Here is a 24,458-nt window from a genome sequence, read left to right as displayed (position 1 = left end):
ACCGCCATCCTGCCGAATATCCAGCCTCCCATATAGCCATCCCGCCGCAAAGCCTCCAATCGTGCAATCTAACCGCCGCCCCACGGTATTGAGCTGAAGAGGAATGGCACGTCAGCCAGCGGTGCCCAATCAATGACATGCGTCGTATAGGCAATGACGCCACTTCCCAAGGCTGCGGCCAGCAAGACAACAATCCAGAAGGTGCGGTATCCGGCAGTAGGTGCGACGGCAGCGATGACGCGCCGCGTCCCCTCCCGAGCATGCTCGCTGGAAGCAATCAACCAGGCGCCCAGCAGGAAGACGGCGACTCCTACCAGCAGGGAGAGGCGTTGATCGCCTGTGAGTAAACCGACGATCCACAGGGTCGCAATCCCGAAGAATGCTCCCACCGTGATGCTGACGAGTTGGAGGAAGAACGACCGCGCCAGTGTCCACGGCACACGCATCACCGTCCACGTGTGGTCGGTCGCGCGCCGCCGACCGGCGCGCATACGGCGCTCCCGCAGATCGTGATACGACAGGCCAATCGCGCTGGCGAGAATGGAGAGCATGCCGAAGGCCGAAAGTACGGCGAGCGGCCACACCACGGCCAGCAGCGCACAACTCATCCCCAGTAGCGCCACGAGGAGCTTCGCCGACGGCGCCGGACACAACCAATCGGGAACCTCGTAGGGAGCCTCGTATCCGTAGGCAGGATCGCCCGGCTGTGCCACGGCGGGAACATCGCGAGGGGGATAGCTCTCTTGCACCGGCGCATAACCGTCGGGAGTATACGTGTTGTACGCTGCAGTGGGCGGCGAGGAGTAGACCTGCGGCGACATGTACGCTGCAGTGGGCGGCGAGGCCAACGTCTGGGTGGGCGCATTCACCATCGCCTCCGTAGTATCCACGGCCGGGAATCCGGCGCCCAGCTCGTAGCGGGCCGTTAAGCCATCCTCCGCGACGGCGCCCGCGCCTGACGAGTTCGCAACCCCAGTGCCCTCACCGGACTGCGAATCCTTCCCCACGGGAGGCAGCAGTTGTGTCGCCTGCCCGTCGGAGTTGGACCGGGCGTCAGAGCCGGAGTGAACGTTCGGAGCGAACGCTCCACTCGAATCCAGAACGGCGGTACTCGCTGCCGTGTTTGATGGCAGAACGCGCGTAGCGCCCGGTGCATCTGCTCCGTTCTCGGCGGCGAGAATACCCGCCACTTGCCCGGTAGACGGAGCACTGTCACCACCCCTGGCAGCATCAGCCTCTTCAAGCAGTCTCTCCGTCTGCGACGGATCTCGCAGCGCGTCTACAAGAGTGTCAAAGCTGATACGCTGTTCGGCCTCGGTTGCAAGCGCTCGTTCAAAGGCCGGTACCAAGCGGGAATCCAGCCCGGTCAGATCCGGCTCACCCGTCAAGACGCGGCGCATCACTGCCGGTGAGTTACCGCTGCCATACGGGTCATGCCCGGTCGCAGCGTAGGCGAGAACCGCTGTCAATGCCCACCAATCTGCCGCTTCATCCGGAGCTGCTCCAGAGATGACCCGCGCATCGCAATAGCCGGGCGTATGAGTCAGAGATCCGGGCACAGTAAGGCGGGAGTCTTCCTCCAATTGCGCGATACCGAAGTCGATAAGAACTGGGCCATGGTCAGACACCATGACATTCGACGGCTTCAAATCTCGGTGCAACACCTCCGCCCCGTGTACGGAGCGAATGGCAGTCGCTAAATCGGCGGCGAGGCTGGCGAGATCGCCGCCCTTGTACACGCCCGAATCCTGTACATCCTGCTCAAGTGTCGGGCCTTCAATGAGTTCGGTGACGATGAATGCCTCGTCTTCCTCAGTTTCTGCATCGAGTACCTCCGCCACATAGGGTCCGCGGACGCGCTGCATGGTCTGCACTTCCCGACGTAACCGTGTGCGCCCCGCTTCATCCGCCACAACGGCAGGATGCAGAAGCTTCAGGGCAACGCGCTGTCCGGAACCGTCCTCCGCTTCAAACACGGTGGACATGCCGCCGTAACCGATCCTCCGGATCAGCCGGTAGCCTCCAATCTCAGCCCGTTCACGCACGTCTCCAACGCTACCCTTCTTTGCCGTTGAAGTACCCATTGACAGCTGGGGAGAACTCCTCACAGCCGTGTTGTCGAGATCATAGTTACCGTTGCAGTCTTCTCACCGGCACCGAACTACATGTCGGCACCAACCGCGCGCCGCCACCATTTCCGTCGCCCGCGAACACCATGCGTATGGATGTCGCGGTTGCCGAGGCCGTCCGCACCATTTCCGCCACGGGCAAACATGATGTGTCACCGCCATGACGCGTCACCAGAACGACCGATTGTGACGAAAACAACACTGACCTGCGGTAACTCTTGCGAAGGCTCGTCGTTTTCGGCATTAATCCGCGCCTGGCAAGCGGTTTCTCCCCGCCCGCACCACGTACAAGCACCCCCGCCAAGGCCTGACGAGCGTTGCGCAACAAACTGCAAACGATCTGCAAAAGTTGGAAATCCCTTGCCTGCTATGTAACAATGAGTCTCGGTTCACCCAGATGGTGGGCCGTGTCAGAGTCGACACGTACTCGGCACCTTTCACTCGGATCGTCCGGCACGTACCTGCCGGTGAAGGGACCATGACAAATGGCAACCGTAACCTTTGATCAAGCAACCCGCATCTACCCTGGATCGGATAAACCTGCAGTGGACCAGCTTTCGCTGGACATCGAAGACGGCGAGTTTCTCGTCCTCGTCGGCCCGTCAGGATGCGGAAAGTCGACGTCGCTACGGATGCTAGCCGGCCTCGAAGAGGTCAACTACGGCCGCATCCTGATCGGTGATCGCGATGTTACCGACGTTCCTTCCAAGGATCGCGACATCGCGATGGTGTTCCAGAACTATGCGCTCTATCCGCATATGACCGTTGCGCAGAACATGGGATTCGCTCTGAAAATCGCCGGCGAGCCCAAGGACGTGATTCGTGATCGCGTCGAAGAAGCGGCACGCATCCTTGACCTGGAACCCTATCTGGACCGCAAGCCGAAGGCCCTGTCCGGCGGTCAGCGGCAGCGCGTTGCCATGGGCCGCGCCATCGTACGCGAACCACATGTGTTCCTCATGGACGAGCCGCTCTCTAACCTTGACGCAAAGCTTCGCGTGCAGACACGTACGCAGATCGCCTCCCTGCAACGCCGACTCGGCATCACCACCGTCTATGTGACGCACGATCAGACCGAGGCACTGACCATGGGAGATCGTATCGCCGTTCTCAAAGACGGACTGCTGCAGCAAGTCGGCACTCCCAAGGATATGTACGCGCGCCCCGAGAATGCCTTCGTCGCCGGATTTATCGGCTCTCCCGCCATGAACCTTGGCAAGTGGACCATTTCGGGCACGCAAGCCGTCCACGGCAACGCGCGTGTGGACCTGCCGACGAATGTTCTCTCGCAGGTATCCCCGGACGACGGCGACCAGATCATCCTGGGTATGCGTCCGGAGTCCTTCGGTTGGACAACCGGAGGCTCCACTGTTGAGACAAGCGCATCTTCGGGCCAGTCCATACTCCCGCTCGAGGTCAGCTTCGTCGAGTCGCTCGGCTCCGATGCATACGTCTACGGGAAGATCGCTGGATCGGATGCGGAGACGGAGAAGTTCGGCTCCGGAGATGGCTCCGATCAGGTGACGGTGCGTATTGATCCGGACCGCGTGCCTGAACCGGGTGATGTTATCAACCTGGTGCCGGAGATCGAACGCGTTCATTTCTTCGCCGCTGCCAGCGGCAAGCGCCTCGGCTCCTGATGGCGCAAGAGCGCGTCTGCCAGTGCTGATCAAACAGTATCGGCAAGCGCCAGCCAACTCACAGTGCTAAGTGCTTCCTTCCGGCTGGTTCGCCGCCCACGTGAACGGGCCGGAAGGAAGTTCGCCATGCAAGGGCACCTGCAAATGCGCGTTGGCCGTGCGACGTGCATAATGTTCTTCGAGGTGACATGACAAGGTCCGAGAGTAGGCCAGATGCGGCAGGGCGGCGTCCCGCTGCGCCAAAGTACTCGGCAGCACACGCCTCGAGCGGTGTGTGCACGCGGTCACCGAGAACTACTTCCGCTACCCGGGCCGAGGATTCTTAGAGAGATGGCACATTCGCTTCAGATTACAGCCGCGCGCGTTAATCCCGAGCTACTCGACCTTCCCTGGCAGTTGCCGTTGGACACCTGGCCCGACGATATCGTGGCCGCACTCCCCCGCGGTATTTCACGTCACGTGGTACGCTTCGTCCATTTGGGGGGCCGCGTCATCGCCGTCAAGGAAATAGGCGAGAAAGTCGCGTATCACGAGTATGAGATGCTGCGTAATCTCATCCGCGTCGATGCACCCGCCGTCGAGCCAATTGCGGTTATCACCGGCCGAGTGACACCACAGGGCGAACCGCTCAACCCGGCTCTAGTCACAGAGCATCTTTCCTACTCGCTGCCCTACCGCGCCGTATTCGGCAGGCACCAGCGCCCCGCCACCGTCGGGCGTCTCATCGATGCCCTGACCGTACTGATGGTTCGTCTGCACCTCCTCGGCTTCTTCTGGGGTGACGTTTCGCTCTCGAACACTCTGTTTCGCCGCGACGCCGGAGAGTTCGCCGCTTACCTCGTCGACGCAGAAACCGGCGAAATGTACGATGAGCTCTCCGAAGGCATGCGACTCTACGATATCGACGTCGCCCGCACGAATATCATCGGAGAACTCATGGATCTGCAGGCGGGTGGAATACTCCCCGAAGAGGTCGACACGGTGGAGATCGGTAACGCCTTCGTCCAACGCTACGAAGAGCTATGGGGCGAACTGACGAAGGAGACTTCATTCGGGCTTGACGAGCGCTGGAGAGTCAATGATCGTGTCAAACGCCTCAACGATCTCGGATTTGATGTCAGCGAGCTCTCCATGGTCACCGATCTGGAAGGAGCACATATCTCCATCCAGCCCATGGTTGTCGACGCCGGCCATTTCTCGCGTCAGATTATGCGGCTGACCGGCATGGACGTCGAGGAGAACCAGGCCAGGCGCATGATGCATGACATGGAACAATATCGCGCCATCACCGGGCAGAGCGACGCGCCCTTATCACTGGTTGCGCACGATTGGCTGACAAACGTTTTCGAGCATGCCGTTAGCCGCGTGCCGCGCGAACTCAGCGGGAAGCTGGAGCCGGCCGAGATCTTCCACCAGCTTCTCGATCACCGTTGGTTCATCTCCGAGAAGGCCCACAAGGACATTCCGCTGGATGAGGCCATCTGCTCCTTCATCGACAATGTGTTGCGACATCGCCGCGACGAGCGCTCCTACATCGGCATGGACACCGAAGAGCTCGAGGGGCTGAACAGCGACGAGATCTACTGACACGGCTCTGGCCTCGACTTACCCAATCGCTAGCAAACCACCGGCCGCGAATGCCCGATGGCGGCACCGAGTCACTCGGCAACCCTGTCCACGCCATAATCGGACGGCGATCACATCTCACTTCGGACGAGCCATCGGCATCGAAGGCACTTGCGTCGATCTGTATGAAGGGCATACGCCTCAACCGGCCGTACAAGTACACCGTGAATCGTGAGCCACCGGTTTCAGTCAGCGTCCCGGCGAGTCAGCTTTGCAGCTCCTGAATGACCAGTTCCGCAAGCTGGATAGCATTGAGTGCCGCGCCCTTACGCAGATTGTCACCAACAACGAACATGGCCAGGCCACAGCCGCCCTCTACGGACTGATCCTGCCGAATACGGCCCACGTATGAGGGATCTGTACCTGCCGCTTGCAGGGGTGTCGGCACATCCGCCAGTTCCACCCCGGGTGCTTTTGCGAGGAGCTCCCGCGCCTGTTGCGGCGTCACCGGCTTCTCAAACTCCGCATTGATCGAAAGACCGTGAGAAGTGAATACAGGCACCCGCACACAGGTGCCTGATACGGCAAGGTCAGGAATCTCCAGGATCTTACGCGACTCGTTGCGCAGTTTCTGCTCCTCGTCGGTCTCCTCCGAGCCGTCGTCGACAAGATTGCCAGCGAAGGCGACGACGTCGAAGGCAATCGGCGCAACGTAGGTACTCGGCTCCGGAAACGCAACCGCACTCCCGTCGAGTGCAAGCGCGGTGAGATCCTGCGTCACTCCGGCACGCACCTGCTCATCGAGCTCCCGCACACCCTCGATGCCCGATCCGGAGACCGCCTGGTATGTAGAGACGATCAGGCGCTTGAGACCGAATTGATCATGCAGTACCTTCAGCACCGGCATCGCGGCCATGGTAGTGCAGTTCGGGTTGGCGATAATGCCCTTCGGCCGATTCTTCAGCGCGTGCGGATTCACTTCAGATACCACGAGCGGTACATCAGGATCCTTACGCCATGCCGAGGAATTGTCGACGACGACCGCGCCTGCCGCAGCAAACTTCGGGGCGTATTCGCGCGAGGTGCCGCCCCCGGCGGAGAACACGGCAACATCAATTCCGCTCAGGTCGGCGGTGGCGACATCTTCCACCACAACATCCTCGCCACGGAAAGGCAACACCGTGCCGGCGGAGCGGTGCGACGCGAAGAAACGAACCTCATCTACCGGCACCACACGGTCCTCCAGGAGTTGCCGCATGACGCGCCCCACCTGCCCTGTGGCGCCGACTACAGCCAGAGTGATACTCATCGTCCCGTACCTCCATAAACAACGGCTTCCGCTTCGGTATCGAGGTCAAAGGCGGTGTGCACCGCGCGTGCGGCCTCGTCCAACTGGTCTGGGCTGACGACCACAGAGATCCGGATCTCCGACGTCGAGATCATATCCACGTTAATCCCCAAGTCGCCCAGCGTGGTGAAAAGCTTGGCCGAAACACCCGAATGAGATCGCATCCCCGCACCCACGATGGAAAGAATTCCGATGGAATCGGTGACACGTATGTCCTTGAATCCCAGCTCCGATTGCTTGGCGGTAAGCGCGGCTACCACATCCTTGATCTGTGCCTGCGGCACGGTGAAGGAGATATTCGAGATGCCGGGCGAACTCAGTGACGTATTTTGCACGATCATGTCGATATTTCCATCGGCGGCGGCCACAATGGCGAAGATCTTAGACGCCGCGCCCGGAATATCCGGGACCCCCACCACCGATATTTTTCCCTGCGAGCGGTCATGGGCCACGCCGGAGACCACCGGGGCTTCCATCGCTTCGTTCTGACTGAGATTATCGTTCACGATCCACGTGCCTTCCTTGTCGGAGAATGATGATCGTACATGTAACGGGACGTTGTAGCGGCGGGCGAATTCCACAGCACGCAGGTGAAGAACCTTGGCGCCGTGCGCGGCGAGTTCCAGGGTTTCCTCGTAGGTAACCACGCCGAGCTGGCGAGCCGATGGCACAATCCTTGGGTCGGCCGAGAAGACGCCATCCACATCGGTGTAGATTTCGCACACATCGGCATGCAGTGCTGCGGCAAATGCCACCGCTGTCGTGTCAGATCCACCGCGCCCCAGTGTGGTGACGTCGTTGTGAGAATTCACCCCCTGGAATCCCGCCACAATCGCAACCGCACCACTTTGGATCGTCCGCAGAATCCGCTCCGGCACGATACCGACTATGGATGCACGGCCGTACCGGTTATCCGTCATCAGGCCGGCCTGCTGCCCGGTGTAGGCATGGGCTTCCACACCGAGTTCGTCCACGGCCATGGCCAGCAGTGCCATGGAGATGCGCTCGCCCGCGGTGAGCAGGATATCCATTTCACGCGCGGGAGGATCGTCGGTGACTTGTTGGGCCAGATCTATGAGGTCGTCCGTTGTGTCGCCCATGGCCGAGACGATGACAACAACCTGATTGCCCGCCTCGCGCGTCGCCGCAATGCGCTTGGCAACACGCTTGATACTGGCGGCATCTGCAACAGAGGAACCACCAAATTTCTGAACCACAAGTGACACGTCGTTCTCCTTAATTTGACGGACTAATCGTACCGATGCGGGCCGAGTGGCGCATCTGCCGCCGAGCGGTGGACAGCAACTCACTGCGAATCCGAGGCATTGCTCCGTCCGGGAGTTGTGGTACTGGTCGCTCCAGGAGTTAGCGTGCCGGTCATTCCGAGAGTTGGGGTGCCGGGCCTTGCGCCGACGGACCGTCTAGTGCCCGTGGTACCGGTCGCTCCGGGGCCTGTGCTGCCCGGCCAGGCAGCGGCAGTGTGGAGCCTTGCGACGTTGACGACACAGGCCTTTGGGGCACTGACGCTGCGCCCCCTTGCGACCCCTCGGGAGCACCCTGCGGGGTCGGGGTATGAACACGTTGACGGCCTTCAAAAGCGCGGGACAGTGTGATTTCGTCGGCGTACTCCAAGTCGCCCCCAACCGGGAGACCAGAGGCGAGCCGAGAGACGGCTACCCCTAGCGGAACCAGAATGCGCAGCAGGTAGGCGGCGGTGGCTTCACCCTCGATATTCGGATCCATGGCGAGGATGACCTCGGTCACCGCCCCGTCTCCCAGGCGCGCCAGCAGCTCTCTAATGCGCAGATCCTCCGGCCCGATTCCTTGAATCGGGTTGATCGAGCCGCCTAGCACGTGATATCGACCGCGGAATTCACGGGTTCGCTCAATGGCAACGATGTCTCGTGCCTCCTCGACAACGCAGATCACGGAGTCGAGCCTGCGCGTATCCGCACAAATCGAGCAGATCTGCTCCTCGGTCACATTGCCGCAGACCTCGCAGAAACGGACACGTTCCTTCACGCGCAGGATGGCCTGGGCAAGCGACTCCACATCCGTCTGATCCTCCTCAAGAATGTGGAAGGCAATACGCTGTGCACTCTTCGGGCCAACACCGGGTAAGCGCCCCAGCTCGTCGATCAACTCTTGGACCGCGCCATCGTAAACACCTGCCATTTACGCACCTCCGCCTTCCACGGGCTTCTCTTCAATCACTGTGCCATTAAAGGTGGAGAGAACAACCTCCAGACCGACCAGATCAGATTGCGCCACGGTTGGATCATCGGGACTCACCTGGTCGTCTTCGGGGAGTTCCTCGGCCATTTCCGGCACGGGTGGCGGAGGCGGCGTCTGACCGCCATGCTCCGCGAGGACACGCGACATGAACGATTGGCCACCCCCACGAGCGCCGCGCGGCGGGGGCGTCGGCATGCGGGGAATGACGGGTTGTGCCTGGTTCCCAACCGTCTGCCCTGCATCGCTACTGGGCGCGCCGCGATCCCCAACGGAGCCATCTTGAGCATCGCCAGACTCTCGCACGGTGAAGCCATGCGGCGCTTCTGGCGCATAGTGGGTTCCATCGCCTGTGGCCGTTCGTGCGGCCGACGTTGTTTGCGGTGCACCCGACGGCGGCTTCTGCGGCCCATCGGACTGTGCCTCCGTTACACTCGCCGATGCTCTCGGCCCATCTGACGACGGCGGACGCGGTGGCAGCGTTGGCATCCGCTGTGCATAGAAGGGCTCCTCGGCATCGTCCGTGCGCGCGGAGCTGATGTGGAGATCGGCTCCTGTCGCTTCCGTATCCCACACGGCATCGTCCGTGCGCGCGGAGCTGGTGCTACCTGGTGCAAATGTTACGTCCATGCCGGCCTGCGCAGACGTTGCAGCGGAGGCGCCCGCCTCATCACTCGCCTTCTCAGTGCCGCGTGATGCGGTTGCCTCCACGACCTCGTCGACCAAGGGACCCAGTACGCCAGCCGGGTCCGGCACCGCAGCGTTCCCACCCGTAGTGCCCACCGTGTCATCGCTATCAGATGCCGGTCGCCGTTCGGTTTCGGATATCGCCCGTTCGTTTTCGGATGTCGGCTGCGGCTTACTGCGGGGCGTCGAGACCGCCGCAGCATCAGGTGCCGGAACCGCACTACCAGGAGATGCCGGTTCCCAATTGCCACGAGATGCCGGTTCCGCCTGGCGATTTGCCACTGGTCCAACCTGGCTATCAGATGTGGGCGCCGGCTCGTTCCCACGGGCCGGACTCCCGGTCGACCCGTCTCCGGATCCCGTTCGGGGCTCATCACCCTCGGTACCCCGCGCAGTCGCCCCGGCATCTGCGGTCGGCACGTGCTCCTGCGCCCGTGCTGCAAGGTCAGGCGCCGCCCCGGCCGGACCGTCACCCGTGGTGTTTGCCGACACGTCGCCCGATGACTGGCCGTATGCCTCGGGCTGGCCAGCCTGTGCCGGAGGAATCACGCCGACAGATGGGGCGTTGCTGGCCGGTGCCGTCCGGCTAGGGACGGCCGGTGCTTTTGGGGCATCGCCCCCGCCGACCTCCGCCCGTACTTGAACATTCAGACCAAGGACGTCGTTGAGTGCTCTCGCCACGCGAGGAGCGTGGTCGCCACGTTCGTTAAACGTCGTCGCCAACCCCGCGGTTTGGAAGAACAATGTGAGCGTGCCATTCGCCAAGCCACCGATTTGTGCGTTGGTTTGGATCAGTGCCGCAGTGGACCGTGAGTTCTGCTGCACGGCCGTGACGATTTCATCCCAGCGCTGCCGGACCAAGGCGGCATTCTGCGGCAGGGCCGACTCCGCACCTCCCGCGGGCTCCGGCGATGGCGCCGCGGCCGTTACCGACGTCGTAGGCGTTGCGGGCTCGGCCTCCGAAATGGCAACTTCACCTGTTATCGGCGTTTCAGCGCTTGTACTGCTGGCCTGTGGCTCATCGCTGCGACCGCCTCCGCCATCAGCAGCCGCGACATCCTCGCGTGGGACTTCCGGCTCGGCCGCAGCCGCCCAAGCGGGTGACACGCGTGCTCCCGGCTGTGCGGGACCACTGGCACGCGGTACTCCGCCGTGCGATGGACCTGCCTGGCCCTGTCCACCGCCCGGATGCCGCGCACTGACTGGACGCGACGGCCGGGAGGCCGGTGCGCTCGATGCCGCGTGGTCGGCATCGCTCTTCGGCGTTTCAGCCCCTGCAGGAGCGACAGACGCCGTCGTCTCCGGCAGCAGCAACCGCGCACACAGCAACTCCAACTGCAGACGAGGCGATGTGGCACCGACCATCAAATTAAGAGCCTCATTGGTGAGATCGGCGCTACGAGATGCGCGCCGACCTCCCACATGCTCCGCTTGGCGAACCATGCGTTCGAATTGATCACCGGGCAAGGAGTCAAGCACAGCGGAAGCTGCCTCCCCCGCCAGACTTATCACCGTCAGATCCCGCAGGCGTTGCAGCAAATCCTCCACGAAACGACGTGGGTCATGCCCGGACTGTACGACCCGGTCAACAACCGAGAACAAGGTCGCACCGTCGCTGGCGGCAAGTGCCTCGACGGCGTCGTCGAGAAGCGCAGCATCCGTATATCCCAGCAGCGCAATAGCATCGGCATACTCAATCGAATCGCCGTCGGCTCCACCCATGAGCTGGTCCAATACAGACAGGGAATCGCGTACGGATCCACCGCCTGCTCGCACAACCAACGGCAGAACCCCGGCTCCGATGTGGACCCCTTCTTCCTCGCAGATCTGAGCGAGGTAGTGCTCTAACGTCTCCGGAGGCACTAGGCGGAACGGATAGTGATGTGTGCGGGAACGGATCGTTCCGATCACCTTCTCCGGCTCCGTGGTGGCAAAGATGAACTTCACATGCTCGGGTGGTTCCTCGACCAACTTAAGCAGCGCGTTGAAGCCCTGGTTCGAAACCATATGAGCCTCGTCGATAATGAAAATCTTGTACCGATCACGAGCCGGAGCGAAGGATGCACGCTCAATGAGGTCGCGTGCATCATCCACGCCGCCATGACTCGCCGCGTCCATTTCGACCACATCAAGCGACCCCGAGCCTTCGCGGGAGAGTTCACGGCATGACTCGCATTCCCCACAGGGAGTATCGGTTGGCGCCTGGGCACAGTTCAAACAACGCGCGAGAATACGGGCCGAGGTCGTCTTCCCGCAACCACGCGGACCCGAGAAAAGGTAGGCGTGCGCCGTTCTTCCGGCACGCAATGCCGCCATGATCGGTTTAGAAACCTGCTCTTGACCAATCACGTCCTGGAAAGTCTGCGGGCGATAACGCCGATACAGTGCCGTGCTCACCCCACCAGTGTACGGGTAGGCACCGTCACATTCGCGCGTCATTCGATGCGAATGAACATGGCTAGCAGGTACCCCGATATCGGACGGCATGCTTGAGAAAAGCGGTGTGGAAGGGCAGCCACTCGGAAAAGCGAGGACTCCCCACGCACCCGTCAGAGCCCGCATACCCTTGCTGCCTTCCAGCCCTGGGGGAGTTTTGCAAGATAACGCCGCGTGGGGAGTCTTTGCCTAGCTTACGTCACCGAAGCGCCGAGACCAAACCCGGACCGAGCAAACGGATAATGTCACCAACGTTTGGTGAGCCTACGGGAGTCTCCCGCCGAGCGGGAGCTTCTTCCTCCCTTCCACGGGCGGCGCGTGCAATGGCACGGTTCACCATAGGCGATATCACGACTTCCTCTCCCACCGTGCACCACAAACTCAATACCGAGCCGAGTACTCAGTTGACTGAAGCTGTTTGGCCTGGAGCCCGAACCGTGGAGTGCGGACCGTGGCCTTTGTACATTCGGTGCGACACAACGTCATTCGGCCGGAACTCCCATAGGACCGCCTGAACCTCAAACGCCGGATTAACAGCCAGACAACGCCCTGGGATCACCTTCGAATAACGCTGAGGATGCCGGGTGACAAAGGTGCCACAAGTCGGACGCATCCTTCCATCCGTTCATTCCAGGTTCTATGGTGGGCGGCATGAGCATTGTGGACGAGATCAACGGGATGGGAACCGCTCACTGGGTGAGCGCACTGGACAATCTTCATCTTCTAGCTACGCCGGTTGCTGATGGGCTACGGGAAGTGGCAGCGCAGGAGCCGGAGCTTGCCGCGCGGGCCCTCGTGTGTGGCATTGATCCGGCATACGCCGATACCGAAGCCATGACGGAGCACTACGAGATGGACATCTACCTCTCGTGCAACTGCATCCTCGTGGCAGGCAAGAGGGAGGGCGAGGAAAGGGTTGCGGCATCTGTTATCCGCGCGACGACGAATGCCGACGTCAATCACGTCATCAAGAAGACGCTCAACGTGCGCAAGTGCTCATTCTGGCCGCAGGAGCGCGCTGTCGCCGCATCGGGGATGGAGTACGGAGGAATCACGCCGGTTGGTATTCCCGAGAATTGGCGACTACTCATCGACACACGTGTCGCGGAAGGATTCTGCGTCATCGGTTCAGGCCTGCGTACCTCGAAGTTGGCCGTGCCGGGCGAACTGCTCACCAAGCTTCCACGCGCGGAAGTCATTGAGGGCCTCGCCAACTGAGGAGCGTGCACGCCCCGGCATCCCTGCAAGCCGCGAGAATGGCACGGGCCGCGGTTGACCCCAGAATGGGGCGTCGCCCGCCGAACGAGCCCGTTTCCCGCTAACAGACCATCAAACAAGGATCCAGGCCCGCAGAGACGTGAAGCGTAGGAAGCGAGACAGTTATCTCACCGGCTGAACTCGCGCCCGGCCGTCGCATCCGCTAACCTTATAGGGCGTCTTGACGCGCCAGGAGGATTCGCCTAGTGGCCTATGGCGCACGCTTGGAAAGCGTGTTGGGTGCAAGCCCTCGGGGGTTCGAATCCCCCATCCTCCGCCAAAAGATTGGTACCCGGCCGATTCTTCGGCGGGGTACCAACGTTTTACAGCGTGATGCACGTGCGCGGATAACACGACGGGCCCGCGATCACCGATGCCTTTCAAGCGACCGGCCGAAACCAAGCTGTCGGTATGAACCGGATGACTAATATGAGCCCGGTTACTGAGACGAGTCGGGCTGTTGGTAAGAACCGGACTGCGGGTAAGAACCAGGCTGTTGATAAGGGTCCGGTTGCTGATAAGGGCTGGCTTCCGGGTATGAACCCTGCGGCGGCACGCCCGGTTGCTGCGCCTCACCAGCAGAACTCCAACCGGCTTGTTGTACGCCGTTGGGCACATACTGCTGGCCGTCTCCCGGCGCTTGGCCCGGCGTCTGCGTGTACTGTTGCGGCATTTGTGGCTGGGCGGAACTATCCTTCTCGGGCTTCTTCCGAATTCCGTAGACAATGAGCAAGATCCCCAGGACGATTGCGCCGCCTCGCGCAGCTCCGACTCCGACTGCATAGGCCACATCGCCCTTATGCGGCGTGCCATTCTGCGCCGCTGCGAGCGGTGCGAGAAGCAGGACCGCTCCCGCAAGAATTGCTGCAATACGCTTTCCCATAAAATGCCTTTCCGAGGAAGACTGCGTCTCCTTGTGCACAGTTCGCTCCGGTCCGTGGTGAAGCCGGTGAGGGAACCGTCGGTGCCAAGCTTACGGCAGGGAACTCTCACGCGCTATTCATGCCGAGCCACTTGTACCATTAGTTGCGCCAAATGCCGCCATTCTCACACCTCTGCCCGGCCGAGGATCCCACATTCTGCCAACACGCCGCCCATACACGGCCGACGACCCGTGCATGATCGCGCGTTCCTTTTCGCCTGCCATCGCCTCTGCACCCCACTGCTCTGACCACGCGAACAACTGGTCTGACGAACGCAAACGACTGGTCTGCCCAACGCGAACGAATCGTGCCACTGCCACCCCGCTTCCTCCCATCTCGTCGGGCACAGTACGCTCCAAAGCATGCGCGAAGCGCTCTCCTCCGCTACGGTTGACCTTGTGAACGAGGGAAAGACAACGGCGAGAGCTGCATACCGCCGCCGGATCCAGCAGCGTCAGACCATTATCTTCGGATCCATCTCAGCGATCCTCGCAGTGCTCCTCTTACTGTCCCTCCTCTTCTGGACCGGCGTCCTGCCATTCCCGTTCGACCGGGAGTTCACCCCGGCAAAGTCCTCGAATACAGTTGTCACTCCCTGTATTGAGGAAGGCACGGCGGCTGTCGAACTCAACTCGATTTCTGTCAATGTCTACAATTCCACCTCCCGGGCGAACCTAGCGAGCCAGGCGGCAACGGATCTTGCCGGTCGCGGCGTCGTCGTCAATGAGACCGGCAATTGGGACGGACAGAGCCTTAGCGAGTCGGCGCGCATCATCACCGGTCCGGAGGGTATCGCTGCTGCCTACACTATCGCACAGTACTTCCCCGACAGCATGATCCAATACAACAACGGCATCACCGACGCAACGCTCAATATTGTGCTCGGATCCGACTACGAGAGTTTGGAAACGCCTGAGAACGTTGCGGCGGCAAATCCGGAGGGCACACTCAGCCCGGCCGAAAACTGCACGGTCGTCGGAGCGAGCGGTACCGCAACCGCTACCGAATAGGCCTCAGCGTCCGCGATCTGATGATGTGCACCACACCAATAGCGAGCACCGCCTGCCGCAACGTCCGCGACCGCTATCCGGCACTGCCTGCCGCTAGGTGATGAACAGCATCCCACCTCACCTCGTGAGCGCCATCCACCCCAACATCAACAACGCGTGCCATCGACTACCCGGTAGGGATCCTCATTGTCGAACACTTCCGTGTCACAGCGAGTACAGCGCCTCAAAATGCTCGACGACGATATCGCCATTCGGGTCGAACTCGATACCCGCTTCCTCGCATTCATGCCGGAAAACCGCATCGTGCGCCTCCCTCCACTCTTCGAAGGTGCCCTCGCCCTCAGCGGCTGCTATTTCCGGGCCCGCGTGCGCAAAACTCACCGTCTCCACCGCCGTCAAACGGAGCAGTACACGCGGCTTTCCCGCTCCATCGCAGACGATGGAGAGTTCACCAACTTCGGGCAGCTCGGCGCCTTCGTGTGAGTACATGTCACGCCAGCTCGACGTCGCCGTCTTCTTCCCGTCAATAACTAACTGACACAGCCAGTCAGCCATCTCCACCGAGTCCCCAAAGCTGAATACGGGCGGGCGAAGCGACATCTGCTCGTCCTGCCCTAGCACTGCCTCCAATGGGTATATTCCAGCCGCATTTCGGGCACGTACCCAGAAAGCCTCAATGGCGTCATCGACGCTTGTTTCTGCCATCGCATCCATCCTCGTAATCGTCTCACAACCCGGTGCGTCGAATGGTCGGTGCATCGACCGGCTGTCCACAAAAGGCAAGCCGCGTCGGCTTACTCGCCGTCGTCAACAGTTTCACGCCGCACCGCCAAGCCTTCGGCCTCCAGCGCAGCCTGTATCCATTGCGTCGCCAAAATCCGTGCACCAGCATTCACTGCCAATGCACCTCCCAGACCGGCAAGAACCTTGCCTGAGGTGCGATGCCACATCCGTGTTCCAGACGCCACGAGGATGGCCCCGATGCCGGCCTGCGCCGTCGCAACCGCCTCCATTGCCCGCGGATGCTCCAGATACAATTTGCGGTACACTGCCCAGAACCCGGGAGCCGCCACGCCCTGTCCAGAAACTTCATATGCAACCGTAGACTGCAAACGTTCAGTAAACGGCTTCGGCTCAAAGACGACTGCCCCGGGGAGTGAGCGGGCCTCCAGCAGGCCCTCCAGACAGTCCCCCACTTCTGCAGGTAGTCCAATGGCAGCAGCAACATTGCGGCCCGCATGCTCCGGATCCCCCAACAGTGCGTCCCGCAACGCCTGCGGATCGGTATCGGACAAATCTGTGCATATGCGCGTCACAAAGGCGCCCACACCGAGCTGTTCGTCAGCGAAATTCGCCGCAACATCGTTATCCCGTACCCAAGCGACCAGCGGGAATTCGCCCTCCCACTCCCACGTCACGCGCAGCGAATCCTGCCGGATCGAGAGAACGGGCTTGTCCACTCCACTTGGATCCGTTGAAAGCACGATGGTGAATTTCGCGCTGCCATGACTGCGTTTCGGAATCGGGGCGTCAGCCACGAGGGCGTTCACGGGCGGGAGCCGCAAGGCCGCCACCGGCTTGCCCATGGCCGCCGCCACCCCTGGCACTTGCGAGAACGGAACGTCTGACAGCACAAGCATCGGACCCGCTGCGTAATCGGGTAGCGGATCGTCGTCCGCCTCTTCCGAGGGGACACTCGCATCCGCCAAGCGGCTGCCTACATTGTTCGGATGCGTGCCTGTCCCTTCCAGGGGGACGTCTGCAGGTTCCTGGCGGACGGTCATCCCATCCGCCTGTACAACCGCCTCCCCCAAGCGCATGCCCGTCTCCGGGTGACCACCCGATTCTCCCCCGCGGATTTCCTCGCCTGTAACGGCAGTACCAGCAGCGTCTACACCGTTCGCGACGTCGCAATCATCACCGGCAACATCAACCTCACCGAGATCAATATCGCCCCACTGTACGACCCCATCCACCCGGATTTCCAGCTTACGCAGGGCGTGGTCCATATCTTCCAGTAGATCGGAAAGCGACGGTCCCGGGAGCACAAGGCCCTCTTCATTTAAGACGGCAACGCGACGCCGTCGCCCGGTGGCCGCCAGCTCGATGCTGTACACCTCTTCCTGCGCGTGGCCACGGGCGATAATCCGCTTTTCCGCCAGGTACTCCTCAATTGCTTCAACGGAGGTGAGCGCCGGATCCAAGCGGATCACCTCACCGTGCACCGGACGCCATGTGGGCATTGTCAGCCTCGATTCCTCATCTTCTTATTCCACATTAACGCGAGAACGCAACCGATCAATCTGATACAGCGCAATTCCCGTCGCAACCGCGGCATTGAGCGACTCCATTTGTGCCGCAATTGGGATGGAGGCGACGACGTCGCATGTCTCCCGTGTCAGCCGCGCCATCCCCTTTCCCTCTGAGCCGGTAACCAGTACCAGTGGCATGTCGGCAACGGTGAGCTCTCCGATTGGCGTATCCCCGGCGCCGTCGAGCCCCACCACGAAATACCCGCTCCGCTTGAGTGTCTCCAGCGCCTGCACCAAGTTAGGCACTCGCGCGACCGGTAGGCGACCCGCGGCACCGGCAGAAACCTTCCATACGGTCGCATTTACACCCGCCGAGCGTCGCTGCGGAACGATAACGCCATGTGCGCCGAAGGCGCTCCCGGAGCGTAATACCACTCCGAGGTTATGCGGGTCTGTCAGCGAGTCCAGCGCGATAATCAGACCCGGTTTACCGCTGCGCTCCGCTCGTTCCACTAAATCGGCTGCCTCGCAGTAGTCATACGGAGGAACCTCAATCGCCACGCCCTGATGCACCGCGCCATCTGTCATCCGGTCCAGCTCCGTGCGCGAGACGTCAAGAAGCGGTGCACCCAGCGCGGTTGCCGTGCGCACAACCTCGCCCAGCCGCTCATCAGAGGCCAAGGCGCCCGCCATGAAAACCCGCTTGAGCGGAACACCCGCACGCACGGCTTCCACAACGGCATTACGCCCCGCAATCAGTTCGTGATCCTCCTCCAACTGCAGCACACCACGCAGTTTGGGTGCCCGCCGCTCGGCCTGCGCCGCTCTGGCCTGCGCTTCCAACTTACGGCGATGCGCCGGATGGTAAACTCGGTCCTCCGCCTTCGGTGTGGGCCCTTTGCCCTCTAGGCGACGACGATTCTTCCCGCCCGAGCCTACTGTTGGCCCCTTCTTGTTCTTCGGGCGCCGTGATGGCTGATTCCCCGCCATTACTGCGCCTCCAAACGCCAGCTCGCACCGTCGGAGGAGTCTTCGACCGCGATGCCGGCCCGCGCCAGGGAATCACGCAGGGCATCTGCTCGTGGCCAGTCTTTTGCACGGCGCGCATCGGCCCTCTCCTGCAGGATGCCTGCGATGATCGAGTCAAGCGCCTGCTGGGTAGCGTCAGAGCCGCCTTCGCCGCGCCACGGCTCCGCCAACGGATCCAATCCCAAAACGTCCAGCATGGCGCGCACCATCAATTGTGCGTGCCGCACGGCCTCCTCGTCTTTGGCCGTTATGGCACTGTTGCCGTTCGTCACCGCCTCATGGATCGCGGCGAGACCACCCGAAACGTTGAGGTCATCGTCAAGCGCGGCAACGAATGCCTCAGGAAGGTCCGCGGGCGTTACGGCGGCGACGTCGTCGAGATGGATCTCACCCGTCATCGCAACCGAACGATTGACGAAACCGGCAAGGCGCTCCCAGACGGCCGTCGCCTCCGCCAGGGTGCTCGGCGAATAGGCGACCGTTGAGCGGTAGTGAACCGTTCCCAGTGCGAAACGCACAATAACTGCTGGAACCTGCTGGAGGATGTTATCTACTACGAGGGAGTTCCCCAATGATTTACTCATCTTCTCGCCCTCGATGGTCACCCACGCATTGTGCATCCAGTAGCGGGCAAAACCGCGACCCGCAGCGTGTGACTGCGCCTGCTCGTTCTCGTGGTGCGGGAAACGCAGATCGATTCCGCCGCCGTGAATATCGAAAGTCTCCCCCAAATAGCTGCCCGACATTGCGGAGCACTCCAAATGCCATCCCGGCCTGCCCCGCCCCCAGGGCGAATCCCAGGAGGCATCTGCGGGCTCACCCGGCTTCGGAGCCTTCCACAGGGCAAAGTCGTGCGGGTTGCGCTTATCCGGCTCCGACTCGGCCTCGTCAACCGTCATATGCTCCAACGATTGCCGCGTCAACGAACCGTAGTCCGGCAGGGATGTCACATCGAAATACACATTGCCCGGATTACCGGTATACGCGTGACCGGCATCCATAATCTCCTGGATGAGTTGCAGCATCTGAGGAATATGACCGGTAGCACGTGGTTCATAGGTGGGTGGAAGAACTCCCAAAGCGCGATACGCTGCGGAGAACTCCTGCTCGTAGGTATAGGCCCACGCCCACCAAGGCCGACCGGCGGCAGTCGACTTGGCGAGAATCTTGTCGTCAATGTCAGTGACGTTACGGATCAGCGTCACCTCATATCCGCACCGACGCATCCAGCGTACGAGGACGTCGAAGGCTAGGGCCGAACGAATATGGCCGATATGTGGTGAGCCCTGTACCGTGGCCCCACACAGGTAGATCCCCACCTTCCCGGGGCTGAGCGGCTCGAAAGGCCGCAAGGTGTGGGTTGCCGAATCATAGATATTGAGACTCACCCCTTCAGGGTATCCAATCGGGTTGAGGTATCACACCTGATCTCACTGTGTCTGGCCAAGAATATGCTGTGAGCCGCCACAGCCTTCGGCACTCAAGAATCGGGTCAGTGCCGCAGCACGAGGGCCGTCGCTATGGCCGCGATGCCTTCCTCACGCCCGACGAAGCCGAGATGGTCCGTCGTCGTCGCACTGACCGAAACCGGAGCTCCAACCGCCTGGCTCATGGCCGATTCCGCCTCCTGTTTACGCGGGGCAAAGCGCGGGCGTGCCGCAACGATCTGCACCGCGATATTCGAGATCTTCCAACCGGCTTCTTGCACCAAAAGGGCGGACTGCACCAACAAACTCGTTCCCGAAGCACCTGCCCACTCGGGCCGGTCCGTTCCAAAAACTGTCCCCAGTTCCCCCACACCGGACGCGATCAATATGGCGTCACACGCAGCGTGCGCGGCGACGTCGGCGTCGGAGTGGCCCTCCAAGGCGCGTTGCCCCGGCCATTCTAGGCATGCCAGATGCAGCGTACGGCTCGCATCGTGTGCGTACGCGTGGACATCTATACCCGTTCCTACTCGCATGTCCATGACGCCCAGCCTAGAGCAAAGCCCCTGCCCGCGCCCGGATCCGACGCGGAGCAGCTGCCAGGGCCGACGATCTGGAATAGTAACGGCTCGGATCGACGCAGTTGGCGCCACCGCACGGGCAATGAACAAAGTAATACGACACCATGGGCGGGGTCTCTGCCCAAACAGTTGCAACAGGGCAGGCGAACGCGACGTTAGAGCATGCGGCGACGCCACAGGCGCATCAGTGGGCGATCACAGTCAAAGTTCCGCGGGCGATGTGTGTTCGGCAAGCGTCATCTCGGCCACGCGCAGATCAAATGGACGGGTGATCTTCCGTGCCTCGTCGTGCCCGGGCACCATGACCACGGGGACTCCCAGCGCCTCGACGAGTGCAGCATCATCAGGGGCCGCACTAGCCTCATCGCGAGCCAACTCGGCGAAGCGGGCATGGGCCTCGCGAATAACCGAGACGACGAAACCCTGCGGAGTCTGCATGGCACGTAACACGGAACGATCTAGAGTCTCCTCGATCGGCTCCGTACCATCAGTGCTCTTCGCGCCGGCTCGCTTAATCGTATCGACAAGTGCCAGTGCTGGAACCACTGCCGGATGCCCGGATAGTAGCGCATCGACGACAGAACGAATCTGGTCAACCGGAGTCAGTGGCCTTGCTGCGTCGTGGATAAGGACGTGGCTGGCATCGCCCACCGCGTCCAAGCTCGCTGCCACGGATGCCTGGCGGGTGCTCCCTCCCGCAACAACACGCGCATGCATCCCTGCCGCGCCGAGCACCCACTCGAACATGTCCAGGTCATTGGCAGGTGCCACAACGACGACATCGTCGACCACGCCTGAGCGGACCATGGAGCGCACGGCGTGTATAACAAGTGGTTCACCGGCAAGCCGCACTAGGGCTTTCGAACCTTGAGTTCCTAGGCGTGTACCCGATCCGGCACCCGCGATAACAGCGGCTATGCCCATTGGCACGCCACTAAGCTGCGTTGACGGAGTCTGCAAGGACCTCGTCAAGTAGTTCCAATGCCCTATCCTCGGTTACCCCACGCGCTAGCGCGACTTCGGAGCCGAGAATCTGACGAGCCTGCAGCAACATGCGCTTTTCGCCGGCCGATAGATGCCGATCAGAATCTCGCCTGCTCAGATCGCGCACAACTTCGGCAACTTTCACAACATCACCGGAGGTCAACTTCTCACCGTTGGCCTTATAGCGCCGCGACCAGTTCGCCGGTTCTTCAGCCCGTTCTGCGCGCAGTACGTCAAACACACGCTCGAGCTGATCGTCATTAGAGACATCACGTACTCCGACGTCTTCAACCTTGTCGGCCGGAACCTGGATTACCAGGTCTCCCTGCATAACGCGCAGTGTGAGGTACAGCTTCTCCTCGCCACGAATCTTCTTTGTAGAGATGTCCTCGATGTACGCCGCGCCGTGGTGAGGGTAGACGACGGTCTCACCGATATTGAAGGTCATGTGAACAGGGCCCTTTCATCCTGATTGGGTGTTCCGGGTAGATATTCTATCACGGCGGGTATAAAGTCTATATTTTCAGCGATGCCAAACTGGCCACTTTTTCGCCCAGTCGTTGGCATTGATCGACGCACCTACCTGTCACAATGGCCGTCCCTCATCCCCGCACCTCTCCGACAACTGCGACCTTGCTCACCCGGCACCGGCATGGGCATCACACTGGCCACCACGAAGCCAGACGGTGCCGCGTCGAGGTTCCAGCTCAGGGCAACCCCCACCGCACCGCGGGCTCGGTATTTCCTGGTAGGGCTCGGTATTTCATAGGCGGGCCAGTGTCTTATAGGCGGGCTATCGCGTCGAGAACCAACTCCCAGAAGCGTTCCCGATCCAACTGCGTCGCCACCCGTGTATGGCAATCTGCGGGCGCCGGTGCACGCAGATCTACTACCGTCGCCCCGGCAGTCAGCTCGCCGCGCGTCTCGACGGCGACGGGCGCAGCCTGTGTCCGCACAACCTCGGGATCGATCAGGTAGGCAATCGTACACGGATCATGTACAGGCGGATCTGCGAAGCCGAATGCCTCTCGATTTGATTCCTGGAAAAAACGCATAAGGTCAACGAAGAACTTCCCGGTTGGCGTGTTAATCCGCGCCGCCTTATCGACCACAGCCGAGGTCGCTAGTGCCTGGTGCGTCACGTCCAGGCCAACCATCGTCACCTGCCACGGCTCATCGAAGACAATACGAGCCGCCTCCGGATCTACCCAGATGTTGAATTCCGCGGCGGCGGTCCAGTTGCCCTCGTAGATCCCACCGCCCATTATGACGACCTCGCGGACACGGTTGACAATAGCGGGCTCCAACCGAGCCGCCAGAGCAAGGTTGGTCAAGGGCCCGGTTCCTACCAAGGTAATGCTTCCAGGTTCACTCTCGCGCACGATCTCCACAATGGCCTGCGCGGCTCGCTGTGGCCGTTCCGCAGCGGCAGGAATGGGAAGCTCCACCCCGTCAAGGCCCGTCTCACCGTGGATAGATGGCGCCGTTTCCACCTGCCGCAGCACAGGACGTTCTGCACCACGGTAGACCGGAATCTCCTCCCTACCGCACAGGGCGAGGATTCCTCGCGCGTTACGGGTCACCTTATCAATTGTTTGATTGCCACCCACTGTAGTGATAGCAGCCAACTCGATCTCGGGCCTGCCGAGAGCGAACATGATGGCGACGGCGTCGTCGTGCCCGGGATCGCAGTCCAGGATGATCCGGCGAATCATCGGTTATTTCCTCCACCTTCCGCGCTGCTTGTTCCACATACGCTAGATGTCCACCATATGTGCTAGATGTCCGCACAGCGCGCTGTTGACCCGCGCCGTGCTGCGCGCCAGAAAGGTTAACGTCCCCACCGGCGATGGCAGGCGATGGCAACGGTCCACGCCCGGGCGGTACTTTTGCTTTCATCCGACAGGTAGTGCCAATACGCCCAGTGAGCGCCCGGGCGGGCGGTACGCCCACGCTGCGCCACGTCCGCACCGGACATGGCCACAGAGTGAGCATGGCGGGACGCCGTAGCCTCCGACCATGCTCACGACGCCCATAGACACCCGAGCCTCGCCGTGCCCACCGCTGCGGGAGAGGAAGACTCTTCCGCCTGGCGACGGCGTGATCGCCCGCGCGGCCGCGGAACCGCCTCTGTTACTTGCCCTGATTGGCGACGGCAGCGATCTTCGCCTCCGCATCCGGATCCAGGTACGTGCCGCCCTTCTTGATCGGCTTGAGGGTCTCCTCATCCAGTTCGTAAACCAGCGGGATGCCGGTGGGGATGTTGACGCCCGCGATCTCTTCGTCGGAGATGTCGTCCAGGTACTTCACAATGGCACGCAGCGAATTGCCGTGCGCAGCAATCATGATCGTCTTACCCGTCTTGATCTCTGGAACGATGGTGCTCTCCCAGTAGGGCAGCAACCGCTCGAGCACATCCTTCAGGCATTCCGTAGCGGGGATCGGCTCACCCGCATAACGCGGATCCGTATCCTGCGAGAACTCGGAGCCAAGCTCGATGGCGGGCGGCGGCACATCGTAGGACCGGCGCCACAACATGAACTGCTCGTCACCGTACTGATCGCGAATCTCCTTCTTGTTCTTGCCCTGCAGCGCACCGTAATGACGCTCGTTCAGCCGCCAGTGACGCTCTACCGGGATCCAGTGCCGATCTGCCGCATCCAAGGCCAGATTCGCAGTCATAATGGCACGCCGCAACACTGACGTGAACAGCTTCTCCGGAAGCACCCCTGCCTCCTTGAGGAGTTCGCCGCCATGAACGGCCTCCGCGCGGCCCTTCTCGGACAGAGGCACATCAACCCAGCCGGTAAAGAGGTTCTTAGCATTCCATTCGCTCTCGCCATGGCGGAGCAGTACGAGGGTATAAGCCATGGGATGATTCTCTCATGCGTCTTATGGTCCTGCCACCGACTAAATACCCGAGTGCACCGGATAACGAGCCCCAGGAGAAGAAAACA

Annotated in this window: 18 protein-coding genes, 1 tRNA gene, 1 other RNA gene and 1 pseudogene; 5 read left to right on the top strand and 16 right to left on the bottom strand. The window is 61.4% G+C overall.

What is annotated here, in order from left to right:
* Nucleotides 1-68 precede the first annotated feature (68 nt).
* Nucleotides 69-2,045 (bottom strand): protein kinase, encoded by a 1,977-nt coding sequence (locus EKN07_RS06780; RefSeq protein WP_164546624.1) that lies wholly within the window; start codon nucleotides 2,043-2,045, stop codon nucleotides 69-71.
* Nucleotides 2,046-2,614: 569 nt separating this feature from the next.
* Here EKN07_RS06780 and ugpC point away from each other — a divergent pair.
* Both ugpC and EKN07_RS06770 read left to right on the top strand, forming a co-directional pair.
* On the top strand, nucleotides 2,615-3,769 hold the full coding sequence (ugpC, locus tag EKN07_RS06775; protein WP_108714874.1) for a sn-glycerol-3-phosphate ABC transporter ATP-binding protein UgpC: 1,155 nt from the start codon (nucleotides 2,615-2,617) through the stop codon (nucleotides 3,767-3,769).
* Nucleotides 3,770-4,099: 330 nt separating this feature from the next.
* Nucleotides 4,100-5,356: a DUF4032 domain-containing protein gene (locus EKN07_RS06770; protein ID WP_126145979.1), complete on the top strand. Its 1,257-nt coding sequence runs from the start codon at nucleotides 4,100-4,102 to the stop codon at nucleotides 5,354-5,356.
* Nucleotides 5,357-5,600: 244 nt separating this feature from the next.
* Here the strand turns inward: EKN07_RS06770 and EKN07_RS06765 are convergent, their stop codons facing one another.
* The 5 genes and pseudogenes from EKN07_RS06765 to ffs all read right to left on the bottom strand — a co-directional run bounded on the left by EKN07_RS06765 (nucleotide 5,601) and on the right by ffs (nucleotide 12,225).
* Entirely contained in the window at nucleotides 5,601-6,644 is a 1,044-nt protein-coding gene (locus tag EKN07_RS06765) for an aspartate-semialdehyde dehydrogenase (protein ID WP_108714872.1), read from the bottom strand.
* Entirely contained in the window at nucleotides 6,641-7,909 is a 1,269-nt protein-coding gene (locus EKN07_RS06760) for an aspartate kinase (protein WP_108714871.1), read from the bottom strand. Before EKN07_RS06760 ends, EKN07_RS06765 begins: the two co-directional genes overlap by 4 nt.
* A gap of 355 nt (nucleotides 7,910-8,264) precedes the next feature.
* Nucleotides 8,265-8,858: pseudogene (gene recR / locus EKN07_RS06755) on the bottom strand (recombination mediator RecR); the annotation flags it as partial.
* Complete coding sequence (locus tag EKN07_RS06750) at nucleotides 8,859-11,999, bottom strand: DNA polymerase III subunit gamma and tau (RefSeq protein ID WP_126145978.1); 3,141 nt, start codon at nucleotides 11,997-11,999, stop codon at nucleotides 8,859-8,861.
* 129 nt (nucleotides 12,000-12,128) lie between these two features.
* An RNA gene (ffs, locus tag EKN07_RS06745) (signal recognition particle sRNA small type) lies at nucleotides 12,129-12,225 on the bottom strand.
* Nucleotides 12,226-12,689: 464 nt separating this feature from the next.
* Here ffs and EKN07_RS06735 point away from each other — a divergent pair.
* Nucleotides 12,690-13,256 carry a YbaK/EbsC family protein gene (locus EKN07_RS06735; protein ID WP_126145977.1) on the top strand — a complete coding sequence of 189 codons (567 nt, stop codon included), beginning with the start codon at nucleotides 12,690-12,692 and terminating at the stop codon, nucleotides 13,254-13,256.
* 231 nt (nucleotides 13,257-13,487) lie between these two features.
* Nucleotides 13,488-13,575 (top strand) — tRNA-Ser (locus EKN07_RS06730).
* Between the two features lie 159 nt (nucleotides 13,576-13,734).
* On the opposite strand, the gene EKN07_RS06725 is transcribed toward EKN07_RS06730, so the two are convergent.
* Nucleotides 13,735-14,178: a hypothetical protein gene (locus tag EKN07_RS06725; RefSeq protein WP_108714866.1), complete on the bottom strand. Its 444-nt coding sequence runs from the start codon at nucleotides 14,176-14,178 to the stop codon at nucleotides 13,735-13,737.
* Nucleotides 14,179-14,580: 402 nt separating this feature from the next.
* Here EKN07_RS06725 and EKN07_RS06720 point away from each other — a divergent pair, with 402 nt between their 5' ends.
* The gene (locus EKN07_RS06720; RefSeq protein WP_108714865.1) at nucleotides 14,581-15,228 is read left to right on the top strand and encodes a LytR C-terminal domain-containing protein; all 648 of its coding nucleotides are present in this window, start codon (nucleotides 14,581-14,583) and stop codon (nucleotides 15,226-15,228) included.
* Nucleotides 15,229-15,432: 204 nt separating this feature from the next.
* Here the strand turns inward: EKN07_RS06720 and EKN07_RS06715 are convergent, their stop codons facing one another.
* The 9 genes from EKN07_RS06715 to EKN07_RS06675 form a co-directional block, all read right to left on the bottom strand.
* On the bottom strand, nucleotides 15,433-15,933 hold the full coding sequence (locus tag EKN07_RS06715; protein WP_164505405.1) for an ASCH domain-containing protein: 501 nt from the start codon (nucleotides 15,931-15,933) through the stop codon (nucleotides 15,433-15,435).
* 89 nt (nucleotides 15,934-16,022) lie between these two features.
* A complete protein-coding gene (locus EKN07_RS06710) occupies nucleotides 16,023-17,471 on the bottom strand; it encodes a hypothetical protein (protein WP_108714863.1) in 1,449 nt (482 codons plus the stop codon).
* Nucleotides 17,472-17,495: 24 nt separating this feature from the next.
* A complete protein-coding gene (gene rlmB, locus EKN07_RS06705; protein WP_108714862.1) occupies nucleotides 17,496-18,470 on the bottom strand; it encodes a 23S rRNA (guanosine(2251)-2'-O)-methyltransferase RlmB in 975 nt (324 codons plus the stop codon).
* Nucleotides 18,470-19,897 carry a cysteine--tRNA ligase gene (gene cysS / locus EKN07_RS06700; RefSeq protein ID WP_108714861.1) on the bottom strand — a complete coding sequence of 476 codons (1,428 nt, stop codon included), beginning with the start codon at nucleotides 19,895-19,897 and terminating at the stop codon, nucleotides 18,470-18,472. The genes rlmB and cysS overlap by 1 nt, the downstream gene beginning before the upstream one ends.
* 104 nt (nucleotides 19,898-20,001) lie before the next feature.
* On the bottom strand, nucleotides 20,002-20,478 hold the full coding sequence (ispF, locus tag EKN07_RS06695; RefSeq protein ID WP_108714860.1) for a 2-C-methyl-D-erythritol 2,4-cyclodiphosphate synthase: 477 nt from the start codon (nucleotides 20,476-20,478) through the stop codon (nucleotides 20,002-20,004).
* Between the two features lie 240 nt (nucleotides 20,479-20,718).
* The gene (gene ispD / locus EKN07_RS06690) at nucleotides 20,719-21,441 is read right to left on the bottom strand and encodes a 2-C-methyl-D-erythritol 4-phosphate cytidylyltransferase (protein ID WP_108714859.1); all 723 of its coding nucleotides are present in this window, start codon (nucleotides 21,439-21,441) and stop codon (nucleotides 20,719-20,721) included.
* 10 nt (nucleotides 21,442-21,451) lie between these two features.
* The gene (locus tag EKN07_RS06685) at nucleotides 21,452-21,949 is read right to left on the bottom strand and encodes a CarD family transcriptional regulator (RefSeq protein WP_108714858.1); all 498 of its coding nucleotides are present in this window, start codon (nucleotides 21,947-21,949) and stop codon (nucleotides 21,452-21,454) included.
* A gap of 334 nt (nucleotides 21,950-22,283) precedes the next feature.
* Nucleotides 22,284-23,216 (bottom strand): nucleoside hydrolase, encoded by a 933-nt coding sequence (locus tag EKN07_RS06680; RefSeq protein ID WP_126145976.1) that lies wholly within the window; start codon nucleotides 23,214-23,216, stop codon nucleotides 22,284-22,286.
* Nucleotides 23,217-23,634: 418 nt separating this feature from the next.
* Entirely contained in the window at nucleotides 23,635-24,372 is a 738-nt protein-coding gene (locus EKN07_RS06675; RefSeq protein ID WP_108714857.1) for a phosphoglyceromutase, read from the bottom strand.
* Nucleotides 24,373-24,458: the final 86 nt, after the last annotated feature.

The organism is Actinobaculum sp. 352, assembly GCF_003957265.1.
Lineage (GTDB): Bacteria > Actinomycetota > Actinomycetes > Actinomycetales > Actinomycetaceae > Asp313.
Note: the sequence above shows the minus strand (reverse complement) of the source record. Positions and strands in the feature narration are given on the sequence as shown.